The sequence below is a fragment of the Pelagicoccus sp. SDUM812002 genome, assembly GCF_031127835.1.
GTDB lineage: Bacteria > Verrucomicrobiota > Verrucomicrobiia > Opitutales > Opitutaceae > Pelagicoccus.
This window is the reverse complement of the sequence record NZ_JARXHX010000030.1, coordinates 1-19,821: the sequence shown is the minus strand read 5'-3', so window position 1 is coordinate 19,821 and position 19,821 is coordinate 1. Positions and strand designations below refer to the sequence as shown.

Here is a 19,821-nt window from a genome sequence, read left to right as displayed (position 1 = left end):
TCGCGATAGTACCCGCGAACCTTGCCTCGGGTTGCTGCAAATTAAAGGAAAAATCGGCTCTTGTGTGCGAGTAGCTTTCGCTAGCACAAGTCTCGAAACCCTTCGACTTGCTTGCGGGAAGCTCGCTTTTTAGTAGGAGTTTAAGAACACCCATGAAAACAGTTAAGCTTGGCAAGAGTTCCCTCCACTCAACACCGCTGGTATACGGTTGTATGCGTATCTCGGGCGACAATTCTCCCGAATCGCGGCAGCGGGGAAAGGACGCAATCCTCGCGGCCCACGAGGCGGGTTATAACCACTTCGACCATGCAGACATTTATGGCGGGGGACACTGCGAAGAGCTGTTCGCCGAGGCGATGAGCGACTACGCCATCACCCGGGAGTGCGTCTTGATCACCAGCAAGTGCGGGGTCCGCTTCAAGGATACGCCCAGCGAAGGCCTGCCCGCGCGCTACGATTTTTCCAAACAGTATATCCTCGATAGCGTCGAAGGATCTTTGCGCCGCTTGAAGACGGACTATCTCGACCTGTTTCTACTGCATCGTCCCGACTATCTGTTCAATCCGGACGAAACTGCGGAAGCACTGCAGGATTTGGTAGACTCCGGAAAGGTCCGGCATTGCGGGGTGAGCAATTTCAAGCCCTCCCAGTACCGTTTGCTGCAATCTCGCTGCTCGATGCCGTTGATCGTGAATCAGGTAGAGGTAAATATCCATAATGTGGATGCACTGCTCGACGGAACCCTGGACCAATGCCAGGAGCTCGGCGTCACGCCGCAAGCCTGGTGTCCGATCGGAGGGGTCGCTTATCCTGCTTGGGGGAACACCTTTACGCAAGAGGATGAAGCTCGGATCAAGGTCGAGCTGGACCGCCAGGCCGAGAAGTACAGTGTGGAGAACTGGGTTGTCATGTTGGCTTGGATACTCAAGCATCCAGCTGGAATTTTACCCATCGTCGGCTCGACTACGCCAGAGCGCATACGAACGGCCAAGAAGTCATTGGAAATCAATTACGAGCACGAGGATTGGTATCGGCTTTTCGAAGCGAGAAACGGGGTGCAGGTACCTTGAGGCGCTCGTAGCGTTTGATCCTGCAGCGTGGTCGCCGGCTGTAGCTGCGCGCTACCTTTTGGGCAGCGCGTGTTTTCGATTGCCAAGGCTCTTTCGGCCGAGCAGTTCCTTGCCGTGGACTTTTACTTCGAAACCTACGCCGAATTAGGCCTTCAACGACTTATGGTATCCGACCAGCCCCGTACGGATGCCTTTGCTGCTGCCATCAAGGAGGCGATCAAGGGAGGAGAGACGGTGATTGACGTGGGAACGGGCTCCGGCTTGCTCGCCATGCTGGCCGCCAACGCGGGGGCGAAGAAGGTCTACGCATTGGACCAATCCACGGTGGCAGCGGCTGCCCGGTAGACCGTCGAGCGGAATGGCATGGCAGGCAAGATCGATGTGGTAAATGCCAACGCTTCCAATTTCGATGTGGTGGAACCGGTAGACCTCATTGTCAGCGAGTGGCTCGGGCATTTCGGCTTTGCCGAGACGATGCTCGACGACGTGATCAATTGCCGAGACGCGAATTTGAAGGACGGCGGTCGAATGCTGCCCTCGGGAGTGGAGCTGATGATGGCTCCGGTGGATTCCAAGGTGCTCTACGAAATAGAGGGTCCCGGTTTCTGGAAGGACAAGGTCCACGGCATCGACTTTTCCCACCTCGAGCGCCGCGAGCTGCAGCAAGCCCTCGCGATCAAGACGGAAATCCCCGCGGCAGATATCGTCGCCGAGCCGCAAGGCCTTGTGAAGCTCGACCTCGCCAAGGCTGCCAAGGACGACGTTTGGCAACATGGAAAGCTACGCTTCAAAATTGATCGGGACGGGAAGATAAACGGCTTTGCAGGCTGGTTCGTTGCCGAACTGACGCCGTCAGTTATTTTGGATACTAGCCCCTTCCAAGCGACCACGCATTGGATGCAAACCTACTTCGCCATCGCCCCGATCCCAGTGAAGGCAGGTGACGAGTTGGAGCTGAGCTATGACTTGACGCGCCATCCGATCGAGCCGAGAAGCCTCATGATGAACTTGACGATCGGAGACACGAGCTACGGTTTTACGGTCGGTTAATGTAGGCTTAGGGAGTTAGAGGCAACTTTGGAGTGGTCGGCCGCAGAAGGCCTTTCAGCAAGCGACGAGGGCGACTAGGAAATCTCCTTCATCCCATTAGCCTAGCTACAATCGCACGAATAGATGGTGTTCGCGGTGGATATGGTTCGGTATCGGGCTTAATTGAAGACAAGACGATCGCCAGTTTAATTGAGGCGATTCGACCGACCGGTAGGCCGCGCCGTCTTGGCTCTCGAAGAGGCCCAAGCGAAGGCGGAGTTGCAAACCGTTTTTCGAATAGGATCTTTGGAAAAGAAATCTCTGCTCCGGTCCTCTGGTAAAAACCCCAAACCTCCAAAGCTATGCTAAAAGAGAGAGTTGTTGAGAAGGTCTGCAATGCGGTGCATCGCGAAGTGACGCTAGAGCTTGCGTGCAATGAAAACGATATCACCGGATATGAGTCTGCGAGCATGATGAAGTCTTGCGATTCCTGCAGCCAATGCGGTGTGAAGACCGAGAGCGGCTACCACTGGGAACGCTGCGTTTTCTACGGCCGGGCGCTGTAGATCTGCTCCGATCCAAGTCCAGCGGTCGCTTGGCTCGGTTTGTCTGCAGGGAGGCGCTTGGCTCAATGTGAGCGAAGGCGGAGCCATCCGGTGCTGGACAAAGTGGTCTGGAGCCAGATAGATCCTTCGATCGATTCATGAACGAAGGATTCAAGAGAGAGCTTTGTCGATCGCTAGGAGCAACTGGGGCGCAGGAGCTGGAGACAATCCAGAGTCTGTGGAGCGGTTACGGAAAAATTGCTCGTTACGGCCTAGAAGGGGCAACCGCAGAAAGTGTAGTTGTAAAGTTGGTACGAGCACCGACGGAGAGGGATCATCCTCGCGGGTGGAACTCAGACTTCTCGCATCGGAGGAAGATCCGCTCCTACGAGGTAGAAACCGCATGGTACGAAGCCTTCGCCGGCCAGTGCGACTCGTTTTGCCGCGTGCCGGCCTGCCACGCCAGTGCCGCTGGAGATGGAGAGTTGATGCTCGTTCTGGAGGACCTCGATGCGGCAGGTTATTCCCAAAGGCGGAGTCGCGCTTCGTTAGCGGACATGAAGCATTGCCTTTCTTGGTTGGCGAGCTTTCACGCTCGGTTTTTGGGAGTAGAAGCGGAAGGGCTCTGGCCGAAAGGGACTTATTGGCACCTTGAAACGCGTCCGGACGAGTTGGAAGCGCTCGACGACCTTCCGCTGAAGGATGCGGCGGAGCGTATCGACAAGGAGCTCGATGCCTGCCAATTCAAGACGATCGTGCATGGAGACGCGAAACTGGCGAATTTCTGTTTCGACGATGCTGCGCAAAAGGTGGCCGCGGTTGACTTCCAATATGTCGGAGGCGGTTGTGGAATGAAGGACGTCGCTTACTTTATCGGTAGTTGCCTGAATGATACAGAGTGCGAACGAATGGATTCGACCTTGCTCGACTGGTACTTTGGCGAGCTGCGAACGGCGCTTGAGCGGTGCGGAAGTCGAGTGGATGGCAAGCAAGTCGTGCGAGAGTGGAGAGCTCTTTACGCAGTCGCTTGGACGGACTTCCACCGTTTCCTGAAGGGATGGAGCCCAGGCCATTGGAAAGTGCATAGCTACAGCGAGCGTTTGTCGCGGGAAGTCGTTGAAAGGCTGGGGCAGTGAATCTCTCCGCTCGAGACCTGAAAGGGCTACGCGACTTGTCTATGAATGCCGCAAGGGAAGCGGGGCGAATTGTGCAAGATGCAGCAGGGCGGGGGCTGCGCGTCGAGCGCAAGCGGGCAGGAGAGTCGCTGGCATCGCAGGTCGTGACCGAAGTGGATCGTCTGGCGGAAGACTGTATTTTGGAGGTCCTTGGCCCATCGATTCGCGAATTCGGTTTCGGCGTGCTCACGGAGGAGCGAAAGGACGATGGAAGCCGTTTCGCGGCGCCGGCCTTTTGGTGTATCGATCCCTTGGACGGAACCTTGCCCTTTGCGGAAGGGGTTGCGGGATACGCCGTTTCAATAGCCTTGGTGACGAAAGGTGGAGCTCCTTTGCTGGGAGCGGTTTTCGACCCGCTCCGGGAAACGCTCTTCGATGCGATCCGTGGTCTAGGAGCCCGAATTGACGGGACCGCTTACCGGCTACCCGAAATTGAAGAACGAGCCACTGCGCTCCCGGTCTTCAGCGACAGAAGTTCACTCGACGATCCGCGGTACGGCGAGGTGCTGGCGTCCCTAGAGAAAGCCTTTGGAGAAGTCTTGAACACGACGGGATACGGTGCTGCCCTCAACGCGTGCTCCATCCTGGAGCGAGGCGGAGGCTGTTATTTCAAGCTGCCGAAGCAAAAGGTAGGAGGCGGTAGCGTGTGGGATTTTGCGGCATCCTCGTGCATTTTCCGCGAAGCGGGCGGCGTGGCCAGCGACGTGTTTGGAGAGGATCTGGCGCTGAATCCGAGAGGTTCCCTCTTTATGAACGGAAGAGGAGTTCTATTTGCCAGTGATCCGGCGGTCGCCCGCTGGATATGTAAAAACTGCACTAATAGACTAGATCTTAGAGATTAGTACCTACGCAATCTGGGGTAGCTGATTCGAATGTATTGACTGAGCTCTCGCAGCTGCCGCATCTTCCACGAGTGCAGAACGGTTCCCTTCCAACAGGTGCGAGCGAAACTCCGCTGAGATCGGAGGGCGAAGCTTCACCACGTGTATTAATCGTGGAGGATACCGAGTCCAATTTGTTGATAGCGAAGGCGATTTTGAAGAAGTGTGGCGCAGTTCATTTGGATACGGCCGCGAATGGCTTGGTCGCGTTGGACCTGCTCAAACGAAACCATTATGACATCGTGTATATGGACTGCATGATGCCGGAGATGGATGGATACGAAGCCACTCGGAAGATACGTGGTGGCACGACTGGTGTAGAAAACATGACCGTCCCGATTATCGCCTTAACCGCTAATGCCATTTTGGGTGATCGTGAGGAATGCTTGAAGGCCGGAATGAGCGACTACTTGAGCAAACCGCTCAGGCCCACTTTGCTCTGCGCGTCGCTAAAGCATTGGGCGGGAAGCAGGCATAGCTAGGGCTGGCACAAAGCGTTGGTTTTCTACGAACGCATTTGTGGTGCGGTAGCGTGCACAAAAAAGCGCGAAGCGGTTTCCCGGCTTCGCGCATATGTTTTAAAGGATACGTGCTGTTCCTAACGGCTCGCCCGTTTGCGCAGAGTCGCGTTGAGGATGCGCTTGCGCAGACGGAGGTTGTGTGGCGTCGCTTCTACGAATTCGTCGTTAGCGATGTACTCGATGGAACGCTCGAGGGAGAAGGTGATCGGTGGGCTGAGCTGGATGCCCTTGCCGTCGCCTGACGAACGGAAGTTGGTGAGCTGCTTGGCGGTGGTCGGGTTGACCGGGATTTCGCCTTGGCGTGGGTTTTCACCCACGATCATGCCTTCGTAGACTTCCACGCCGGCGCCAACGAAGAGCTTGCCGCGGTCTTCGAGAGCGGAAAGCGAGTAGGCGGTAGTCTTGCCGTTGGCCATGGAGACGAGGGTGCCACCTTTGCGGGTGCTGATTTCGCCAGCCATCGGGCGGTACTCGAGGAAGAGGTGGGACATGATGCCGTGACCGCTGGTGGCGTTCACGAGGTCGATTTCGAAACCGATGATGCCGCGTGTCGGGATTTCCATCTCGAGGAAAACAATGCCGTTGCGGGTTTCCATGTTGGTCATGATGCCCTTGCGGTTGTTTAGGTTTTCCATGATGCCGCCCATGCAGTCCTCGGGAAGCTCGATCCAGAGCGTTTCGAATGGCTCGCAGGTCTTGCCGTCGATTTGCTGCGTGATAACGCTGGGACGAGAGACGAGGACCTCGAAACCTTCGCGGCGCATGGTTTCGACGAGAACGGCGATCTGCATGGCACCGCGAGCGGAAACGTTGAAAATGCCGGAAGTCTCGCCGTCTTCGACTTGGATGGAGACGTTGGTCTTCATCTCGCGCATGAGGCGTTCGCGGATTTGGCGCGAGGTGACGAGCTTGCCGTCGCGGCCAGCCAGAGGACCGTCGTTGACCGCGAACTGCATCATGATTGTCGGCGGGTCGATTTCCATGAAAGGCAAGGCTTCCTGGGACTCCGTCTTGCAAAGGGTTTCGCCGATATCGACTTCTTCGAAGCCAGCGATGCCGACGATGGTACCCGCTTCGCCTTCGACGGATTCTGATGATCCCATGCCGCTGTATTCGAATACCTTGGTCACCTTGAGGCGCTCGCGTTTGCCGTCTTGCTTGACGCGGTAGATGGTGTCGCCCTTGGCGACCTTGCCGCTGAGGATCTTACCGATCGCGACGCGGCCGACGTAGTCGTCCCAGTCGATGTTGGAAATGAGCATCTTAAATTCGCCCTCGGTGTCCGCTTCAGGAGCGGGGATTTCCGAAAGGATGGTTTCGAAGAGCGGCGTCATATCGATGCGTTCGTCTTCGATCTGGCGGACTGCGAAGCCGTTCTTGGCCGAACCGTAGATGAAAGGAGCGTTGAACTGTTCTTCGTCGGCATCGAGGGCGAGGAAGAGTTCGAGGACTAGATCGTGCACGCGCTCGGGATCCGCGTTTTCCCGGTCGAGCTTGTTGATTACCACGATAGGCTTGAGACCGTGGCTGAGGGCCTTGCGAAGCACGAAACGAGTCTGCGCTTGAGGACCGTCCTTAGCGTCGACGAGTAGGAGTACGCCGTCGACCATCTTCATGACGCGCTCTACCTCGCCGCCGAAGTCGGCGTGTCCTGGGGTGTCGACGATATTGATGGTCTTGCCCTTCCAATGCACGGAGGTGTTCTTGGCCTTGATGGTGATGCCCTTCTCTCGCTCGAGGTCCATGGAGTCCATGGCGCGCTCGGCAACGGCCTGGTTTTCGCGGTACACGCCGCCCTCCTGCATGAGCCGGTCGACGAGGGTGGTTTTCCCGTGGTCAACGTGGGCGATGATGGCGATATTGCGAATGTCGTCGTTGCGTTTCATGGTGCTCCTAGGTGCAAAAAGTGGGGACTTGTGGAGAGGGAAATGCCCTTTGGCAAGGCTGGAAGCTCGTTGCCCGCCTATAATAATGTAATGCACTAAGCGTTTTTCTCGTGGAAGCAGGGATGTTTTACGTGGGAGTGGCCTTTTCAGGGGGTTGTAAATTCGCTTGAGAGTGTCGCCGCTTCGGTGTCTCATTTTCGAGGAATGCCCCTTGAATCTTCCTCTCCGAAGGAGCCCGAGCCCGTCAACGTTCGGGCTCGTATGCACAGGTCCGAAACGTCTGGTCGTTGGTTCGCGGTGCTGTATCGGGCGATCGGCCTGGGAGGCATCGGTTTTTGCTATTGGTTCTTTGCGCAGGTCTACGTGCCGGGAGAGAAAGCGAAAACCCACCTTGCGGAGAACCAGGCCTACGCTCGCCAGTTAAGGGGGGCGGTTGGATCGTTGGGAGAATGGTCCACGCAGGAAAGCTTCGATGCGGTGAGGGCTCAGCTGCTGAAGTTCGACGAGAGGGAGGATGCGGAACTGGTCGTGCGGACGCAGCTTTGGAACCAATTCAGCGAAGCTTACGGGCCGCGGGCAGAGCGTATGCGAAAGTTTGATTCCTTAATGCGGGAGATCCGCGATTTCTCCTTGGACTCCAACAAGGAAAGCCTGCTCGCCATGCAAGAAAGAATGCGGCTCGCCTCCGGGCGATTCGAGAAGCCGCTCATGCAGCAGCTCGAGACTGCATGGGGCCCGAAGCGCGATGAAATCGCAGATCTTCTCGGTTTGTTCGGAACGAGCGGAACGGGCGCGCTTGAGGTCCGCTCGGTCCCTTCGGGAGCGCGGCTCTTCCTGAATGACCGAGAGGTGGGAAAAACGCCGCTGACGGCGGACGGTATCAAAGCAGGAAACCTGCAGCTTGGACTGAAACACGCAAAGTATTACGATTACAACTACTCCATCAAAATAGAGGAGTATGGAATTCTCAGTCTCACTGACTTAGAAATGAAGCCGAGGAAGGGTGGAGTGGAGATTACGGTGGTGGGCGGCAATTCCAGTGACGAGATTAAGGTGGAGCTCATCTGCGTGCGGGAGGACGGCGAAACGTTCGATTACGTCAACAGCTTTGAAGGTGTCTACGTTTCCGTTCCGAAACTGATTATTGGGTCCTACGATGTGGTGGTGTACGTCAATGGTCGGCTCAGGCAGAGTACCAAGCTAGAAGTGATCGAAGGAAGTGTTTCCAGGTGGACCGCACGCCTGTGAGCACGCTGCGAAAAGCTCACGGGGACTCAATTTTGCGCGCGGTCGCTTCAGTTCATAATTATCACTGAGGATAATAAAACGGAAAAATATTATTGCAGAGAAAATTGTTGCTTGTTCTACTTCCGAGCATGTCAAGCGACACCTTACCCGCAGCGACGGCTGTTCCAGCCTTCAATTTCGCTATCCTGAGGGATATCCGCAAGCGAGCGGACCTGACGCTCAGCGCCTTGTCGGAGAAGAGTGGCGTGTCGGTAGCGGTCATTTCCAAGCTTGAGAGAAATCAAACGCAGGCTGAGGTCGGTACCTTGCATAAGATTGGTAAGGTATTTGGCATGCGGGCGACAGATTTGCTGTCCTTGGCGGAGGCGCCGATTTCCAACAAGAAAAGTTCCGTTAGCTACAAGTCGGGAGACTTCGACTTGGAGGCTATTCGCTATGGAAACGCCGACTGCATTTACGCAACGGCGGTCGCAGGTTCGCACATCTCCAAGCCTGAGATCCACCATGATGACCATGAGATTTGCTGGATACTGAAAGGCCGAGTGCGACTTGATTTGCCTAAAGAAAGCCACGAGCTCGAAGCTGGGCAAAGCATCCAATTCGATGCGATCCAGGAGCATAGCTACGAGGCTTTGGAAGATTGCCAAGTGGTGATCGTGCACATCCGCAAGGACAAGCGGTACTAGAATTTCAGGATTAGATAACTATGAGCTTCGATAAACTCTGTCTCCACACGATAACTACAAAACCTTGGGACTTGCAGACTGCAGTCCAAAAGTATTCTGCTGCAGGAATCGGTGGCGTATCCATTTGGCGAGATGCGGCCCAAGCGTTTTCAGGCGGACTGAAGGCGGCCGGAGATATGACGCGTTCCGAGGGCTTGGACATCGTCTCCTATGTTCGTGGAGGCTTTTTTACTGGCTTGGACTTGGCTTCTCGCCATGCCGCCATAGACGAGAACAAGAAGCTCATAGACGAAGCTGCTGAATTGGGGGCTCCTTTGATTGTTCTCGTTTGCGGAGCCACTCCCGGCCAATCGCTTTTCACGTCTCGGGAACAGATCGCGGACGGGCTGGCTGCAGTGATGCCCCACGCGGAAGCTGCCGGGGTAAAGCTCGGCATCGAGCCGCTCCACCCGATGTATGCGGACAGTCGTAGCGCGGTTTCAACGATGGCTCAATCGAACGCTCTTTGCGATATCGTAGCTCACAAGAGCCTCGGAATCACCGTCGACGTTTTCCACTTGTGGTGGGACGATGCTCTCGAGGCCCAGATCAAGCTAACCGGCGAGAAAGGGCGTCTCTTCTCCTTCCACATTTGCGACTGGAAGAACAATCCGGAAGACATGCTCAACGACCGAGGCCTGATGGGGGAAGGGGTGATCGATATTCCAAAAATCCGCAATTGGGTCCAAGAAGCCGGTTTCGACGGGTACGACGAAGTTGAAATCTTTTCGAACCGCTACTGGGCCATGGATCAGGACGAGTACCTCGAGAAAATCAAACAAGCATTTATAGACACGAAGTAAGACCCCCCGCTCTGTAGTCAAAGAGTTGGTACAAAAAAGTTATAGATCATGAAAGTACATAAGATTGGCATCATCATGAACGGCGTAACCGGCCGTATGGGAAAGAATCAGCATCTCCTGCGTTCGATCGTAGAGATTATAAAGCAAGGCGGCGTACATGTCAGCCCAACTGAATTTATCATGCCGGACCCGATTTTGGTAGGCCGCAACGAAGTTAAGCTCAAAGAGCTCTGTCAAATGACAGGTATCGAAAAGTGGACTACAGACCTAGACAGCGTCATGTCTGATCCTGATTTTCCGATCTACTTCGACGCTCAAACTACCCTGCGTCGTGCCGATGCAGTCAAGGCCGCTGCCACTGCAGGCAAGCACGTCTATTGCGAAAAGCCGACAGCTATTGATACGGAAACTGCGCTCGAGCTTTTCAATTTTTGCGAAGAAAAGGGAGTCAAGAATGGTGTCGTTCAAGATAAGCTATGGTTGCCAGGGCTCGTTAAGCTGCAGCGCGCGATCAAGAAGGGCTATCTCGGACGCATCGTATCAGTGACAGGAGATTTTGGATACTGGGTTTTCGAGGGCGATACCGTGCCTGCTCAACGGCCTTCTTGGAACTACCGCAAGGAAGATGGCGGGGGGATGATCATCGATATGCTCTGCCATTGGCGCTACGTGCTCGATAACATTTTCGGGCCGGTTAAGTCGGTACAGTGCCGGGGGGCCACCCACATCAAGGAGCGTGTAGACGAGCAAGGAAACATCTACAAATGCACTGCGGATGACGCGGCTTACGCCATGTTCGAGATCGACGGTCCTGACGGAGAAATCATTGTGAACTTCAATTCTTCTTGGGTGACCCGCGTTCGTCGCGACGACTTGCTTACGTTGCACGTTGATGGCGAGAAGGGTTCTGCTGTAGCGGGACTTCGCGACTGCTACATCCAGCACTATAGCAACACGCCGAAGCCGACCTGGAATCCAGATATCGAGCAGCCGATCGATTTTTACGAAGATTGGTCGAAGGTGCCTGACCAAGAAGTTTACGACAACGCCTTCAAGGTGCAGTGGGAGATGTTCTTGAAACACGTCGTGCTCGACGAGCCGTTCCGTTGGACGCTGCTCGAGGGAGCGAAAGGCGTGCAGCTCGCAGAGCTCGGTATCAAGAGCTGGGAAGAGCGCAAGTGGCTAGATCTCGAGGATCTCGGCTAAGAATTTGCGATAATGAAGAGTCATGGTAGGCGCGGGGAGCTACAGCGAGCCGCGCCTACCTAGCATAAAGGAAAGGAAGCTTTAGATATGAAGAAGACAGCTTTGGTAACAGGTGGGTCACGAGGAATTGGATACGGCGTAGCTCTCGCTCTCGCGAAAGAAGGATGGAATTTGGTCATAAACGGGATGCGTCCCGAGGAAGGTGTGAGCGAACCACTCGAGTCACTTCGCGCGGAAGGCGTTGAAGTCGCCTACGCTCGTGGCGACATAGGAAGTGCCGAAGGTCGGACCGCTATCCTGGAAGTTGCTCGCAAGGCGGCTGGTGGCTCTTTGAATCTTCTGGTCAACAACGCGGGTGTGGCCCCGAAGCAGCGTCTCGACATCTTGGAGACAACCGAAGAGAGCTACGACTTCGTCGTCGATACAAACCTCAAGGGAGCGTTTTTTCTGACGCAAGCCGTAGCCAACGACATGGTGGCAGCCAAGGAGAAGGACGAAGCCTTTTCCGGCTCGATTGTGAATGTATCGTCTATCTCAGCGACTGTAATCTCAGTTAACCGTGGTGAATACTGTATCGCAAAAGCTGGCTTGAGCATGGTGACCTCTCTCTTCGCAGCTCGGCTCGGCGAGTTTGGAATTCCGGTTTACGAAGTGCGGCCCGGCGTAACAAAGACGGATATGACCTCTGGCGTAACCGAGAAGTACGACAAGTTGATTGAGGACGGTCTTTGCGTGACCAAGCGTTGGGGCTTTCCTGACGATATCGGGAAAGCTGTTTCCAGCCTCGCTCGAGGCGACTTCCCGTACTCGACCGGTCAAGTCATCATGATCGACGGCGGCCTCACGCTCCCTCGCCTGTAGATTTTGTATATTGGGTAGCATTGTAGTGGCTCGGCGATCCGTGTTTGTCTCACGGATCGTCGGGCTATTTTTGTATTTGTAAAGTGACTACGGCACGCCAGATGAAGAATGACAACGGGGCACGGATGACTTGGAGGGACCAGGCTGCGCTGTCCGGGCGGAGCCGGTGCCTCCGGATGTCATGTCTATGAGTGGCTACACTCTTATTATTCGCCCACTAGGCCGAGGTCTTCTAGCTCTTCGGCGATCCAAGGTTCGTTTCGGTCGGAGTGCTTTTGAAGGTAGGAGCGGGCTTCGCCGGTCTCGAAGGGGCTGGAGTTGTTTCCCCAAGAGGAACGGAGATAGTTCAGCAGATCGTTGAAGGACTCGCCGGTCAAAGCGGGATGCTGGCCATGGGGTGGCATAGCTTGGTTCCAAAGTTCTCCGTTTACTTCGATGGGGCCCATCAAGCCCTGACCAACTACAAGGGCCAATCGCTCCTTCGATCCTTTCACCCAATCTGATCCGGCAAGCGCCGGAGCGAGGGAAGGGGTTCCTTGACCGTTCTGGTTGTGGCAAATAGCGCAATTGTTTTGATACAGTGGTTTTCCGCGAGAGATAGAGTCGAGGTCAGCTTCGCTGTACTCGTAGTCGACGATCGCGTTAGGATCGACCTTTCCGGGCCAGCTGAAGGCTTTAAAAACCAAGCTGTCTGGATCGGGTATGAGCGAGGGTGGCCCATCTAGTTCCAAGGGACGAACGTTCTTCCGGTTGAGCGATTCCCCCCATCCTTTGTTGATCGCGGAGGTGATGGAAGCGGGTGTCTGGGGCTCCTGCGCGAGTTCCACAAATTCGAGAGCGGAAGCAGCGTTCTTCTCTTCGAAAATAGCCTTCGCTAAAGCGGTGACGAGAGGACTGTATTTCTGCGGGTTGTCACTCTGGGCAGCTTTGGTCAGAAGCTCGGTTTCGTGTCGGTGGAGAGTGGATACCGTTGCGTCGATGAAATAGGGGTTGTCGAAATCCGTCGAGCTAAGCTGGGAGATCGTTCTTACCGCGAATTCGGGGTCGTCGACGGCGGGGAGAAGCGTGACCGCTTGGAGCCGCACGCGCAGGGGCCAATCTGTGAGTGCGCTTTGGTAGAGTTCCCAGTATGGGTGCTGGCTTTGGCGAGCTTTTGAAAGGAGTGGCTCAGCGATTCGGAGAGTGTGGGCTCGCACCCACTCGTTTCCTTTTTGGAAGGCTCGAGCGATGATGTCTAGGTCCACTTGACCGAGACCTTCAAGCGTCCAGAGAGCGTGGATACGTGCAAGTTCGCTCCCTAGCGTGGTCATTTTCGTCAGCTTTTTTATCGTCGCTGGGGAGCTGTCTTGGCTTTCGACAATCAATCTTTGGGCGGTGTCGCGAACCCAGCCGTTTTTGTGCGCCAAGTAGGGAATGAGTTGAGGAGCCGCAAGACCTGCAAGCTTTGGTCCCGTTTTTGTCGAGTCGTCGCTCTCGTGAACGATACGGTAGATGCGGCCGAGGCCAACAGGTTGGTCCAATCCTCTTTCGATAATTTGCTTTCGGAGAAAGGTGGTGAGGTAGGTTTTGTGCTGAAGAATGCCGCGGTACATGTCCACGACGTATACGAAACCATCCGGTCCGACAGCGGTAGCAACGGGGCGGAATCGTTCGTCTGTCGACGACATGAACTCAATGGGCCCCCATGTGGGATGTTCATGTAGCGCTTTATTGGCGGAGACCTCGAGACCTTCGTCGTGCAGTTCGAATCGCGATACGACGTTGCCGGCAGGTTCTGGTATGAAGCTACCACCTTGCGCGGAATCGGGGTAGCGTTGTCCGCGGGCGATGGTCGGAGCGCTGACCGCCGTGACCGAGCGAAGTCGGTAGTCCTGGCGGAGCGTTCCTTCGCGGTAGGCGCGATTGACTCCAGTGTTTACACGGGCTGTGTAAACATCTCCGTCGGGGACCACATGGTGGGATATGCCTGCGCGGGGAGGGTGTCCGGGATGGTTGTTAAGTGGCTGCCAAGGCACCATATCGCCGTAGAGATAGAAACTGTTGCTATTATAAAATAGACGCCCGTAGTCGTCTTGCGCAATGCCCCACTGCCCGCGAAAGTTCGTCTCCTCTTCTTGGATACTGCCATCGATAAACTTGAAGCGTCTGCTCGACTTGGCGTTATATAGCCAATTATCGATACCTCGCATCAGGCCGTTTTCGGCGTGTTCGACATTTCCTTCCACTCCGTAGGGAGCAACGATCGTCTTTTGATCGGCCACTAAGTCGCCGTCTGTGTCCTGGCAGAAGTAGAGGTTCGGCGGATCGGCGATCAGGGCGCCGCCCTTCACGAACGAAATGGCGCGTGGGAGGACGAGTCCGTCGAGGAAAACGGTGGATCGATCCATTTGGCCGTCTCCATCGTCGTCTTCGAGAATCACGACGCGGCTGACGGGCTCGTGCTCGCCAGTTCCGTCGGCATCCGGCATGTAGGCCCACATTTCGGCGGCCCAGAGGCGGCCATGCTCGTCCCAGGCGATGGCGACAGGATCGTTAACGAGAGGCTCGGCGGCTACGAGTTCGATCGAGTAGCCGGGTTCAACATAGAAGGTTTCGAGTGCCTGCTCTGGGGTGAGAATCGGTGCCGGAGGCACGTCGACCTCCTTCCATAGTTCCTCTTGGACGTGTCCAGCCTGGTCCCTGGCGTCGCCGGCTTGGGCGAGGATCTGAGTGCTAGTGAGCGAGGTGGCCAAAAGGGTACCGAGGGTAGCCGCGAGTGCGTTTTTTGGGGGGAATGACATTTCTTAAGCGTTTGGTAGAAATTAGGAGATTCGGAATGTTCCGATGGTTCAAGTGCTTTGTCTCCAGTCTCTGGGCGAGAGGCCTGTTTCTTTCTTGAACCAGTTCGAAAGGTGGAAGGGGGAGGCGAAACCGAACTTGTCAGCAATTTCGGATACGCTGCTTGAACCGTCTCGGAGCAAGCGTTTGATTCGCTGGAGCCGGAGTTGGCTATGGTAGCGCTTCGGGCTGATACCCGTGTACTTGCGAAACATCCGGCGGAAGTAGGTGTAGCCAGTGTTCAGCTCGGCCGCCAGTTCTTCAGGGCAAAGAGGTCCTTCCGAGCGTTGTCGCATAAGAAAGCAGGCGCGCCTGACCGTTTTTCTCATAGGATGGTTTTCCTCCTCCTTACGGCTAGGTAGGTGGGTGGCTAGTGCCAGTATTTGCATGAGCGCCGTTGCTGCAATGTTGCGGAATCCGAAGGCCTCGGATTTTACTTCGTCTTGTATGAGTTGGAACTGGGCGAGCAACATCTCGCTGTTGCCAATTTTGAAGATTGGCTGCTCGGGTGAGAGCGTTCCTGACTTCTGGAGGTCCGAGGTGAAGCGTCCGCGGAAGCCGACCCAGCTTTCTTGCCACCCCGTACTTGGATCTGGGCGGTAGCGGTGCCAAATCCCTGGGAACACGACGAATATAAAAGGGGCGGAGATGGTGGTAGCTGACAAATGGTCCGTTTGAAAGGTTCCGCCCCCATTAGTGATCAATATGAGCTGGAAGACTTCAAGGGTTCTTCCGTGCTCCCAATCGAAATAGTGGTCACTGGGATGGTTCTCCGGAGGATATTTCATCCCAGGAGAGATTGAGGCTGCACCCGCTCCGGTTATGTCTATGCCCCACTCATTCGGTTCTTCTGGCTGAGGTAGGTAAACTGCGAAGTTGTCGCCCATGTGTGTCAAAATCTGTATGGAAAGAATCAGCCTGTCTATGGAAAAAGAACAAGCGATCTGCTAAAATTGAAGTTTTTCACAACCCGTAAAACCCCAGTTGCACATGACTCCTGAAAAAGCGCTCCGATCCTTAGATCAGCTCAACATCGAACTCCCTTCGTGGGGATTCGCCGACACCGGAACACGTTTTGGAAAATTCTTCCAGAAAGGCTCTGCTATCAATACAGCTGACAAGTTCGCCGACGCGGGCATGGTCAACAAGGTGACCGGTTGTTGCCCGACGGTGGCGGTGCACGTGCTTTGGGACTTCGTTGAAGGGGAGGATCCGCAAGGGACTGCGGAGATCGCTGCCCAAAATGGAGTGAAGGTAGGCTCTATCAACCCGAACCTTTTCCAGGATCAGGCTTACAAGCTCGGGAGCTTCGCGAATCCGGACGCGGAAGTGCGGTCGATGGCAGTGCGCCACGGTATCGACTGCGCGAAGATCGGTGAAGCGGTCGGCAGCAACCTGATAAGCTACTGGTTCGCGGATGGCACTAATTATCCGGGGCAGGACAGCATCCGCGCTCGCAAGCGTCGTTTCGAGAATTGCTTGAAGTCTTGCTACGAAGAGCTAGCTGAAGAGCAAGTCATGCTTATCGAATACAAGCCGTTCGAGCCTGCTTTTTACCAGACGGACATAGCGGATTGGGGCATGTCATTTGCCCTGTGCAAAAAGCTCGGCCCTCAAGCTAAGGTGCTCGTGGATACAGGCCACCATTACACATCTCAGAATATCGAGCAAATTGTGGCTTGGCTGCTTGACGAAGAGATGCTGGGTGGCTTCCACTTCAACGATCGACGTTACGCGGATGACGACCTGACCCTCGGTTCCATCGATCCGTATCAGATCTTCCGAATCTTCAATGAAATCCATGGTTACGCAGCAGAGGTAGGAGCGTATCCTGAAATCGCCTACATGATTGACCAATCACACAACTTGAAGCCGAAGATCGAAGCCATGATCCAGACGGTAACGACTGCTCAGGAGCTTTGGGCGAAGGCCGCTTTGGTCGATCGCGAAGCCCTCGCAGTCGCTCAACGCAATGGCAATATTGTCGATGCGGAAGACTTGTTGAAATCCGCCTACAACACTGATGTGCGTCCCTTGCTGGCCCAATGGCGCGAGGAGAAGGAACTGGACGCCGATCCCATGGATGCGTATCGTAAAAGTGGTTACCTCGAGCAGATAGAGGCGGATCGCACCCGTCGCCGCGAGGAGCTAGGAATCTCGCAAGAGAGCTCCTACGCCTGATTTCAGATAGCTTGACAGCAAATGAAATCCGATTTAACGGGCCCTCGGGTCTACATTGCAGTCGACCTCGGTGCCACGAGCGGCCGCGTTATCGCCGGCGTTTGGGAGGAAGGCGAGTTGAAGCTGGTGGAAAAACACCGCTTCGAGACGCCTTCGGTCCAACTCCGCGGTCGCTGGTACTGGGACTTCCTTTCTTTGTATTCAGAGATCCTCTACGGAATCCGAACCGCAGTGGACGTTTATGGGGCTGCTGCAGTCTCCATCGGCGTCGATACTTGGGGCGTGGACTACGGGCTCCTCGACGAGAAGGGCGAGCTGTTGGCCAATCCCGTTTGCTACCGTGACAGTCGGACAAACAAGATTGTAAGCGCCCTGACCGAAAAGCTTGGCAAGGATCTGATCTATTCTGAGACGGGCATTCAGTTCATGTTTTTCAACACCCTCTTCCAGATGGGAGCGGAGGTGGCGGAGGGGAGAACTGCTTTCAAGAGCGCGAAGCGGATCCTGTTTCTCCCGGACCTGGTCAACTATTGGTTGTGCGAGGTGCAGGCCACGGAACGATCTATCGCGAGTACGTCCCAGATGCTCAATCCGCACACCGGCATGTGGTCGGAACCCATTCTCGCGGAGCTGGGCATCGATGCAGATTTGCTCGGTTCGATCGTGGAGCCTGGGACGCTTTTGGGTCCCGTAACCAATGAAGTCGGGGAAGCGATTGGCATGGCCAATATTTCGGTGACAGCGGTGGCAGGGCACGACACAGGAAGCGCGTTCATGGCCCTGCCCGAAGTTCAACCCAACTACGGCGTCTTGAGCTCGGGTACTTGGTCGATCTTGGGATTTGAGTTGGACGAGCCCAATACGAGTGCAGCTGCAGCGGCGGCAGGTTTTTCCAACGAGGTCGGATACGAAGGCACGATTCGTTTTCTCAAGAATATCTGTGGGTTATGGCTACTCGAGGAATGTCGCAGGAGTTGGTTGGCGAACGGGGAGGAAGCATCCTATGAGACAATTGTGGAGGCGGCCGCGAACTGCGATCCCATGGTTTCACTGATTGATCCTGACTATGAAGCGTTCGCCACGGCTGGCAACATGCCCGAGAAGATCCGTGAATTTTGTCGCACCCATGATGAGCCGGAGCCCAAGACATCGGCACAGCTTGCTCGCTGTATTTTCGATAGTCTCGCTCTCAAGTACGACTACGTATTCTCGGTACTGGAGAAGCTCACGGGAAAGAAGCTGGAGGGGCTTTTCATCCTCGGTGGCGGCAGTCGAAATGACCTGGTAAACCAGCTAGCGGCCGATGCCCTAGGGCTTCCAGTGGTGGTCGGAGCTGCTGAAGCCACGGCGGTCGGCAATGTGATGGCGCAGATGATAGCCGACGGCGCGGCTAAAGATCTGGCGGACGCTAGGACTAAGGTCGCCCCATCGTTCTCGACACAGCGATTCATGCCACGAGCAGGCGTCGTGAACGACTCAATCAAGAAGCGGTTCTCACGACTTATCGATTAAGGGCCATTTCTTTTCATTCCGTAAAAGGAATGTCCTAAGCTTGTTTCGTGGCATGCTCGATGCAGGTGGTTGTACATGTTTGCTGTAAGTCAATTCACCACTATGGCTCAGTCTGCGGCTGAGGATATCCGAAGCTACGACGAGGCTGGAGTTGACGCGATCGAGCTTTGCGAAACGAAGTTTCCAGATTCGAAATCAGAGCGGCTCGAACTCGTCGCGAGGCTAAAGGATACAAGGATAAGGCCAGTTAGCGTACAACCGACCGTGCATTCGGTTTTTCCCGATCGCATGGCAAGCGAGCCGCGTGAACCGAAGGATCGACTTGATGCTTTCAAAGCCTCGGTCGACTTCTGGACTGACGCACTGGAGACTCCGAACCTGCCGTTTGTCTTGATCGCTGGCGTTGCGCCCGAGCAGAACTTCAGAGATGGATGGCGACTCATGCCTGCTTTCGTGAAAGTGGCGGCTCGATTTGCGGAAAGCCGAGGAGTCCGAATCGCCTTTGAGCCGTTGGGTCCTAACATGATGTACTTCGACACCTTCGTGTTTGGACTGGATCAGGGCAGGCGGCTGCTCGACATGGCAGAATCTGAATCTGTCGGACTGGTGATCGACGCGTGGCACCTGTGGGAAGAGCATCGACTTGAGACCCGATTAGAAGGTCTGGCAGATCACGTCTTCGTTGTGCATGTGTGCGACTATCCCGCTAGTCATCCCAGAGGCCTTGATGATCGCGTCGTTCCCGGTGATGGCGTTATTCCGCTTAAAGAGAAGTTTTATGAGCCGCTAAGGAATGGTGGTTACGACGGACCGTTTATTTTTGAATTGTTGTCGGATCAGTCGTTGCCAGATTCCTTGTGGAACGAGGAACCCGGTTCGTTGCTTGCTCGGCTCAAGAGGGTGTCGGATCAATTTCCGAAGCCGAGAGCGCCCCGTTAGCCTCGTGTTGCCGAAGACAGTGTAGTTACAAATATAATACATTTCTCTGCAGGATGGCAGGAATTGTGCACAGCCATAGGCTATGACACACTTGGAGATTGCGAAGTGCGCGAGGGAACAGCTGGGTAAACCTTTCGCGAATGAGTGCGGCTTTACCACGACGAACAAGCCGCAGCAGTTGTTTAAGATGCTTGTCGCAGCACACCTTATGAGTGCCAGGATTTCTGCGGGTAACGCGACGCAAGGAACGAGAGCGCTGTTCCGACACAAGCTAGATACTCCCCAGAAAATGGTGGATGCCACCTGGGAACAGCGAGTGAAAATCCTGCCTCGTCAGAAGAATTCGTGGGTTGATTCGGGTTCTGGAAGATCCCCAAGATTATGATAAAGACATACTTCCAGCGCTTTATAGGTTCTAAATC

General features: G+C 55.1%; 18 protein-coding genes. 15 read left to right on the top strand and 3 right to left on the bottom strand.

The window, feature by feature from the left end; all coding sequences use genetic code 11:
• Positions 1-152 precede the first annotated feature (152 nt).
• The 7 genes from QEH53_RS22375 to QEH53_RS22345 all read left to right on the top strand — a co-directional run bounded on the left by QEH53_RS22375 (position 153) and on the right by QEH53_RS22345 (position 5,182).
• Positions 153-1,070 carry an aldo/keto reductase gene (locus QEH53_RS22375; protein WP_309025462.1) on the top strand — a complete coding sequence of 306 codons (918 nt, stop codon included), beginning with the start codon at positions 153-155 and terminating at the stop codon, positions 1,068-1,070.
• Positions 1,071-1,184: 114 nt separating this feature from the next.
• Positions 1,185-1,415, top strand: coding sequence for a 50S ribosomal protein L11 methyltransferase (locus QEH53_RS22370; RefSeq protein WP_309025461.1), 231 nt, complete (start codon positions 1,185-1,187; stop codon positions 1,413-1,415).
• Positions 1,416-1,433: 18 nt separating this feature from the next.
• Positions 1,434-2,120, top strand: coding sequence for a hypothetical protein (locus QEH53_RS22365; protein WP_309025460.1), 687 nt, complete (start codon positions 1,434-1,436; stop codon positions 2,118-2,120).
• Positions 2,121-2,461: 341 nt separating this feature from the next.
• Positions 2,462-2,665 (top strand): hypothetical protein, encoded by a 204-nt coding sequence (locus tag QEH53_RS22360; protein WP_309025459.1) that lies wholly within the window; start codon positions 2,462-2,464, stop codon positions 2,663-2,665.
• 137 nt (positions 2,666-2,802) lie between these two features.
• The gene (locus QEH53_RS22355; protein ID WP_309025458.1) at positions 2,803-3,780 is read left to right on the top strand and encodes a phosphotransferase; all 978 of its coding nucleotides are present in this window, start codon (positions 2,803-2,805) and stop codon (positions 3,778-3,780) included.
• Positions 3,777-4,661 carry an inositol monophosphatase family protein gene (locus QEH53_RS22350; RefSeq protein ID WP_309025457.1) on the top strand — a complete coding sequence of 295 codons (885 nt, stop codon included), beginning with the start codon at positions 3,777-3,779 and terminating at the stop codon, positions 4,659-4,661. Before QEH53_RS22355 ends, QEH53_RS22350 begins: the two co-directional genes overlap by 4 nt.
• Positions 4,662-4,732: 71 nt before the next feature.
• On the top strand, positions 4,733-5,182 hold the full coding sequence (locus QEH53_RS22345) for a response regulator (RefSeq protein ID WP_309025456.1): 450 nt from the start codon (positions 4,733-4,735) through the stop codon (positions 5,180-5,182).
• Between the two features lie 116 nt (positions 5,183-5,298).
• Here QEH53_RS22345 and typA read toward each other — a convergent pair whose 3' ends face one another.
• Positions 5,299-7,107 (bottom strand): translational GTPase TypA, encoded by a 1,809-nt coding sequence (gene typA / locus QEH53_RS22340; protein WP_309025455.1) that lies wholly within the window; start codon positions 7,105-7,107, stop codon positions 5,299-5,301.
• A gap of 204 nt (positions 7,108-7,311) precedes the next feature.
• On the opposite strand from typA, the gene QEH53_RS22335 reads away from it, so the two are divergent.
• The 5 genes from QEH53_RS22335 to QEH53_RS22315 all read left to right on the top strand — a co-directional run bounded on the left by QEH53_RS22335 (position 7,312) and on the right by QEH53_RS22315 (position 11,950).
• Positions 7,312-8,355: a PEGA domain-containing protein gene (locus QEH53_RS22335; protein WP_309025454.1), complete on the top strand. Its 1,044-nt coding sequence runs from the start codon at positions 7,312-7,314 to the stop codon at positions 8,353-8,355.
• Between the two features lie 128 nt (positions 8,356-8,483).
• A complete protein-coding gene (locus tag QEH53_RS22330) occupies positions 8,484-9,041 on the top strand; it encodes a helix-turn-helix domain-containing protein (protein WP_309025453.1) in 558 nt (185 codons plus the stop codon).
• A gap of 20 nt (positions 9,042-9,061) precedes the next feature.
• Complete coding sequence (locus QEH53_RS22325; protein ID WP_309025452.1) at positions 9,062-9,883, top strand: sugar phosphate isomerase/epimerase family protein; 822 nt, start codon at positions 9,062-9,064, stop codon at positions 9,881-9,883.
• 48 nt (positions 9,884-9,931) lie between these two features.
• On the top strand, positions 9,932-11,089 hold the full coding sequence (locus tag QEH53_RS22320) for a Gfo/Idh/MocA family oxidoreductase (RefSeq protein ID WP_309025451.1): 1,158 nt from the start codon (positions 9,932-9,934) through the stop codon (positions 11,087-11,089).
• A gap of 87 nt (positions 11,090-11,176) precedes the next feature.
• Positions 11,177-11,950, top strand: a complete 774-nt coding sequence (locus QEH53_RS22315) for a 3-ketoacyl-ACP reductase (RefSeq protein ID WP_309025450.1) — start codon at positions 11,177-11,179, stop codon at positions 11,948-11,950.
• 206 nt (positions 11,951-12,156) lie between these two features.
• On the opposite strand, the gene QEH53_RS22310 is transcribed toward QEH53_RS22315, so the two are convergent.
• Positions 12,157-14,730, bottom strand: coding sequence for a c-type cytochrome (locus tag QEH53_RS22310; RefSeq protein ID WP_309025449.1), 2,574 nt, complete (start codon positions 14,728-14,730; stop codon positions 12,157-12,159).
• 48 nt (positions 14,731-14,778) lie between these two features.
• Positions 14,779-15,654 (bottom strand): AraC family transcriptional regulator, encoded by an 876-nt coding sequence (locus QEH53_RS22305; RefSeq protein ID WP_309025448.1) that lies wholly within the window; start codon positions 15,652-15,654, stop codon positions 14,779-14,781.
• A 103-nt stretch (positions 15,655-15,757) separates the two neighbouring features.
• On the opposite strand from QEH53_RS22305, the gene QEH53_RS22300 reads away from it, so the two are divergent.
• From QEH53_RS22300 to QEH53_RS22290, 3 genes are all read left to right on the top strand, one after another.
• Positions 15,758-16,948: an L-rhamnose isomerase gene (locus QEH53_RS22300; protein ID WP_309025447.1), complete on the top strand. Its 1,191-nt coding sequence runs from the start codon at positions 15,758-15,760 to the stop codon at positions 16,946-16,948.
• A 21-nt stretch (positions 16,949-16,969) separates the two neighbouring features.
• Positions 16,970-18,460 (top strand): rhamnulokinase family protein, encoded by a 1,491-nt coding sequence (locus QEH53_RS22295; RefSeq protein WP_309025446.1) that lies wholly within the window; start codon positions 16,970-16,972, stop codon positions 18,458-18,460.
• Between the two features lie 102 nt (positions 18,461-18,562).
• The gene (locus tag QEH53_RS22290; RefSeq protein ID WP_309025445.1) at positions 18,563-19,399 is read left to right on the top strand and encodes a sugar phosphate isomerase/epimerase family protein; all 837 of its coding nucleotides are present in this window, start codon (positions 18,563-18,565) and stop codon (positions 19,397-19,399) included.
• Positions 19,400-19,821: the final 422 nt, after the last annotated feature.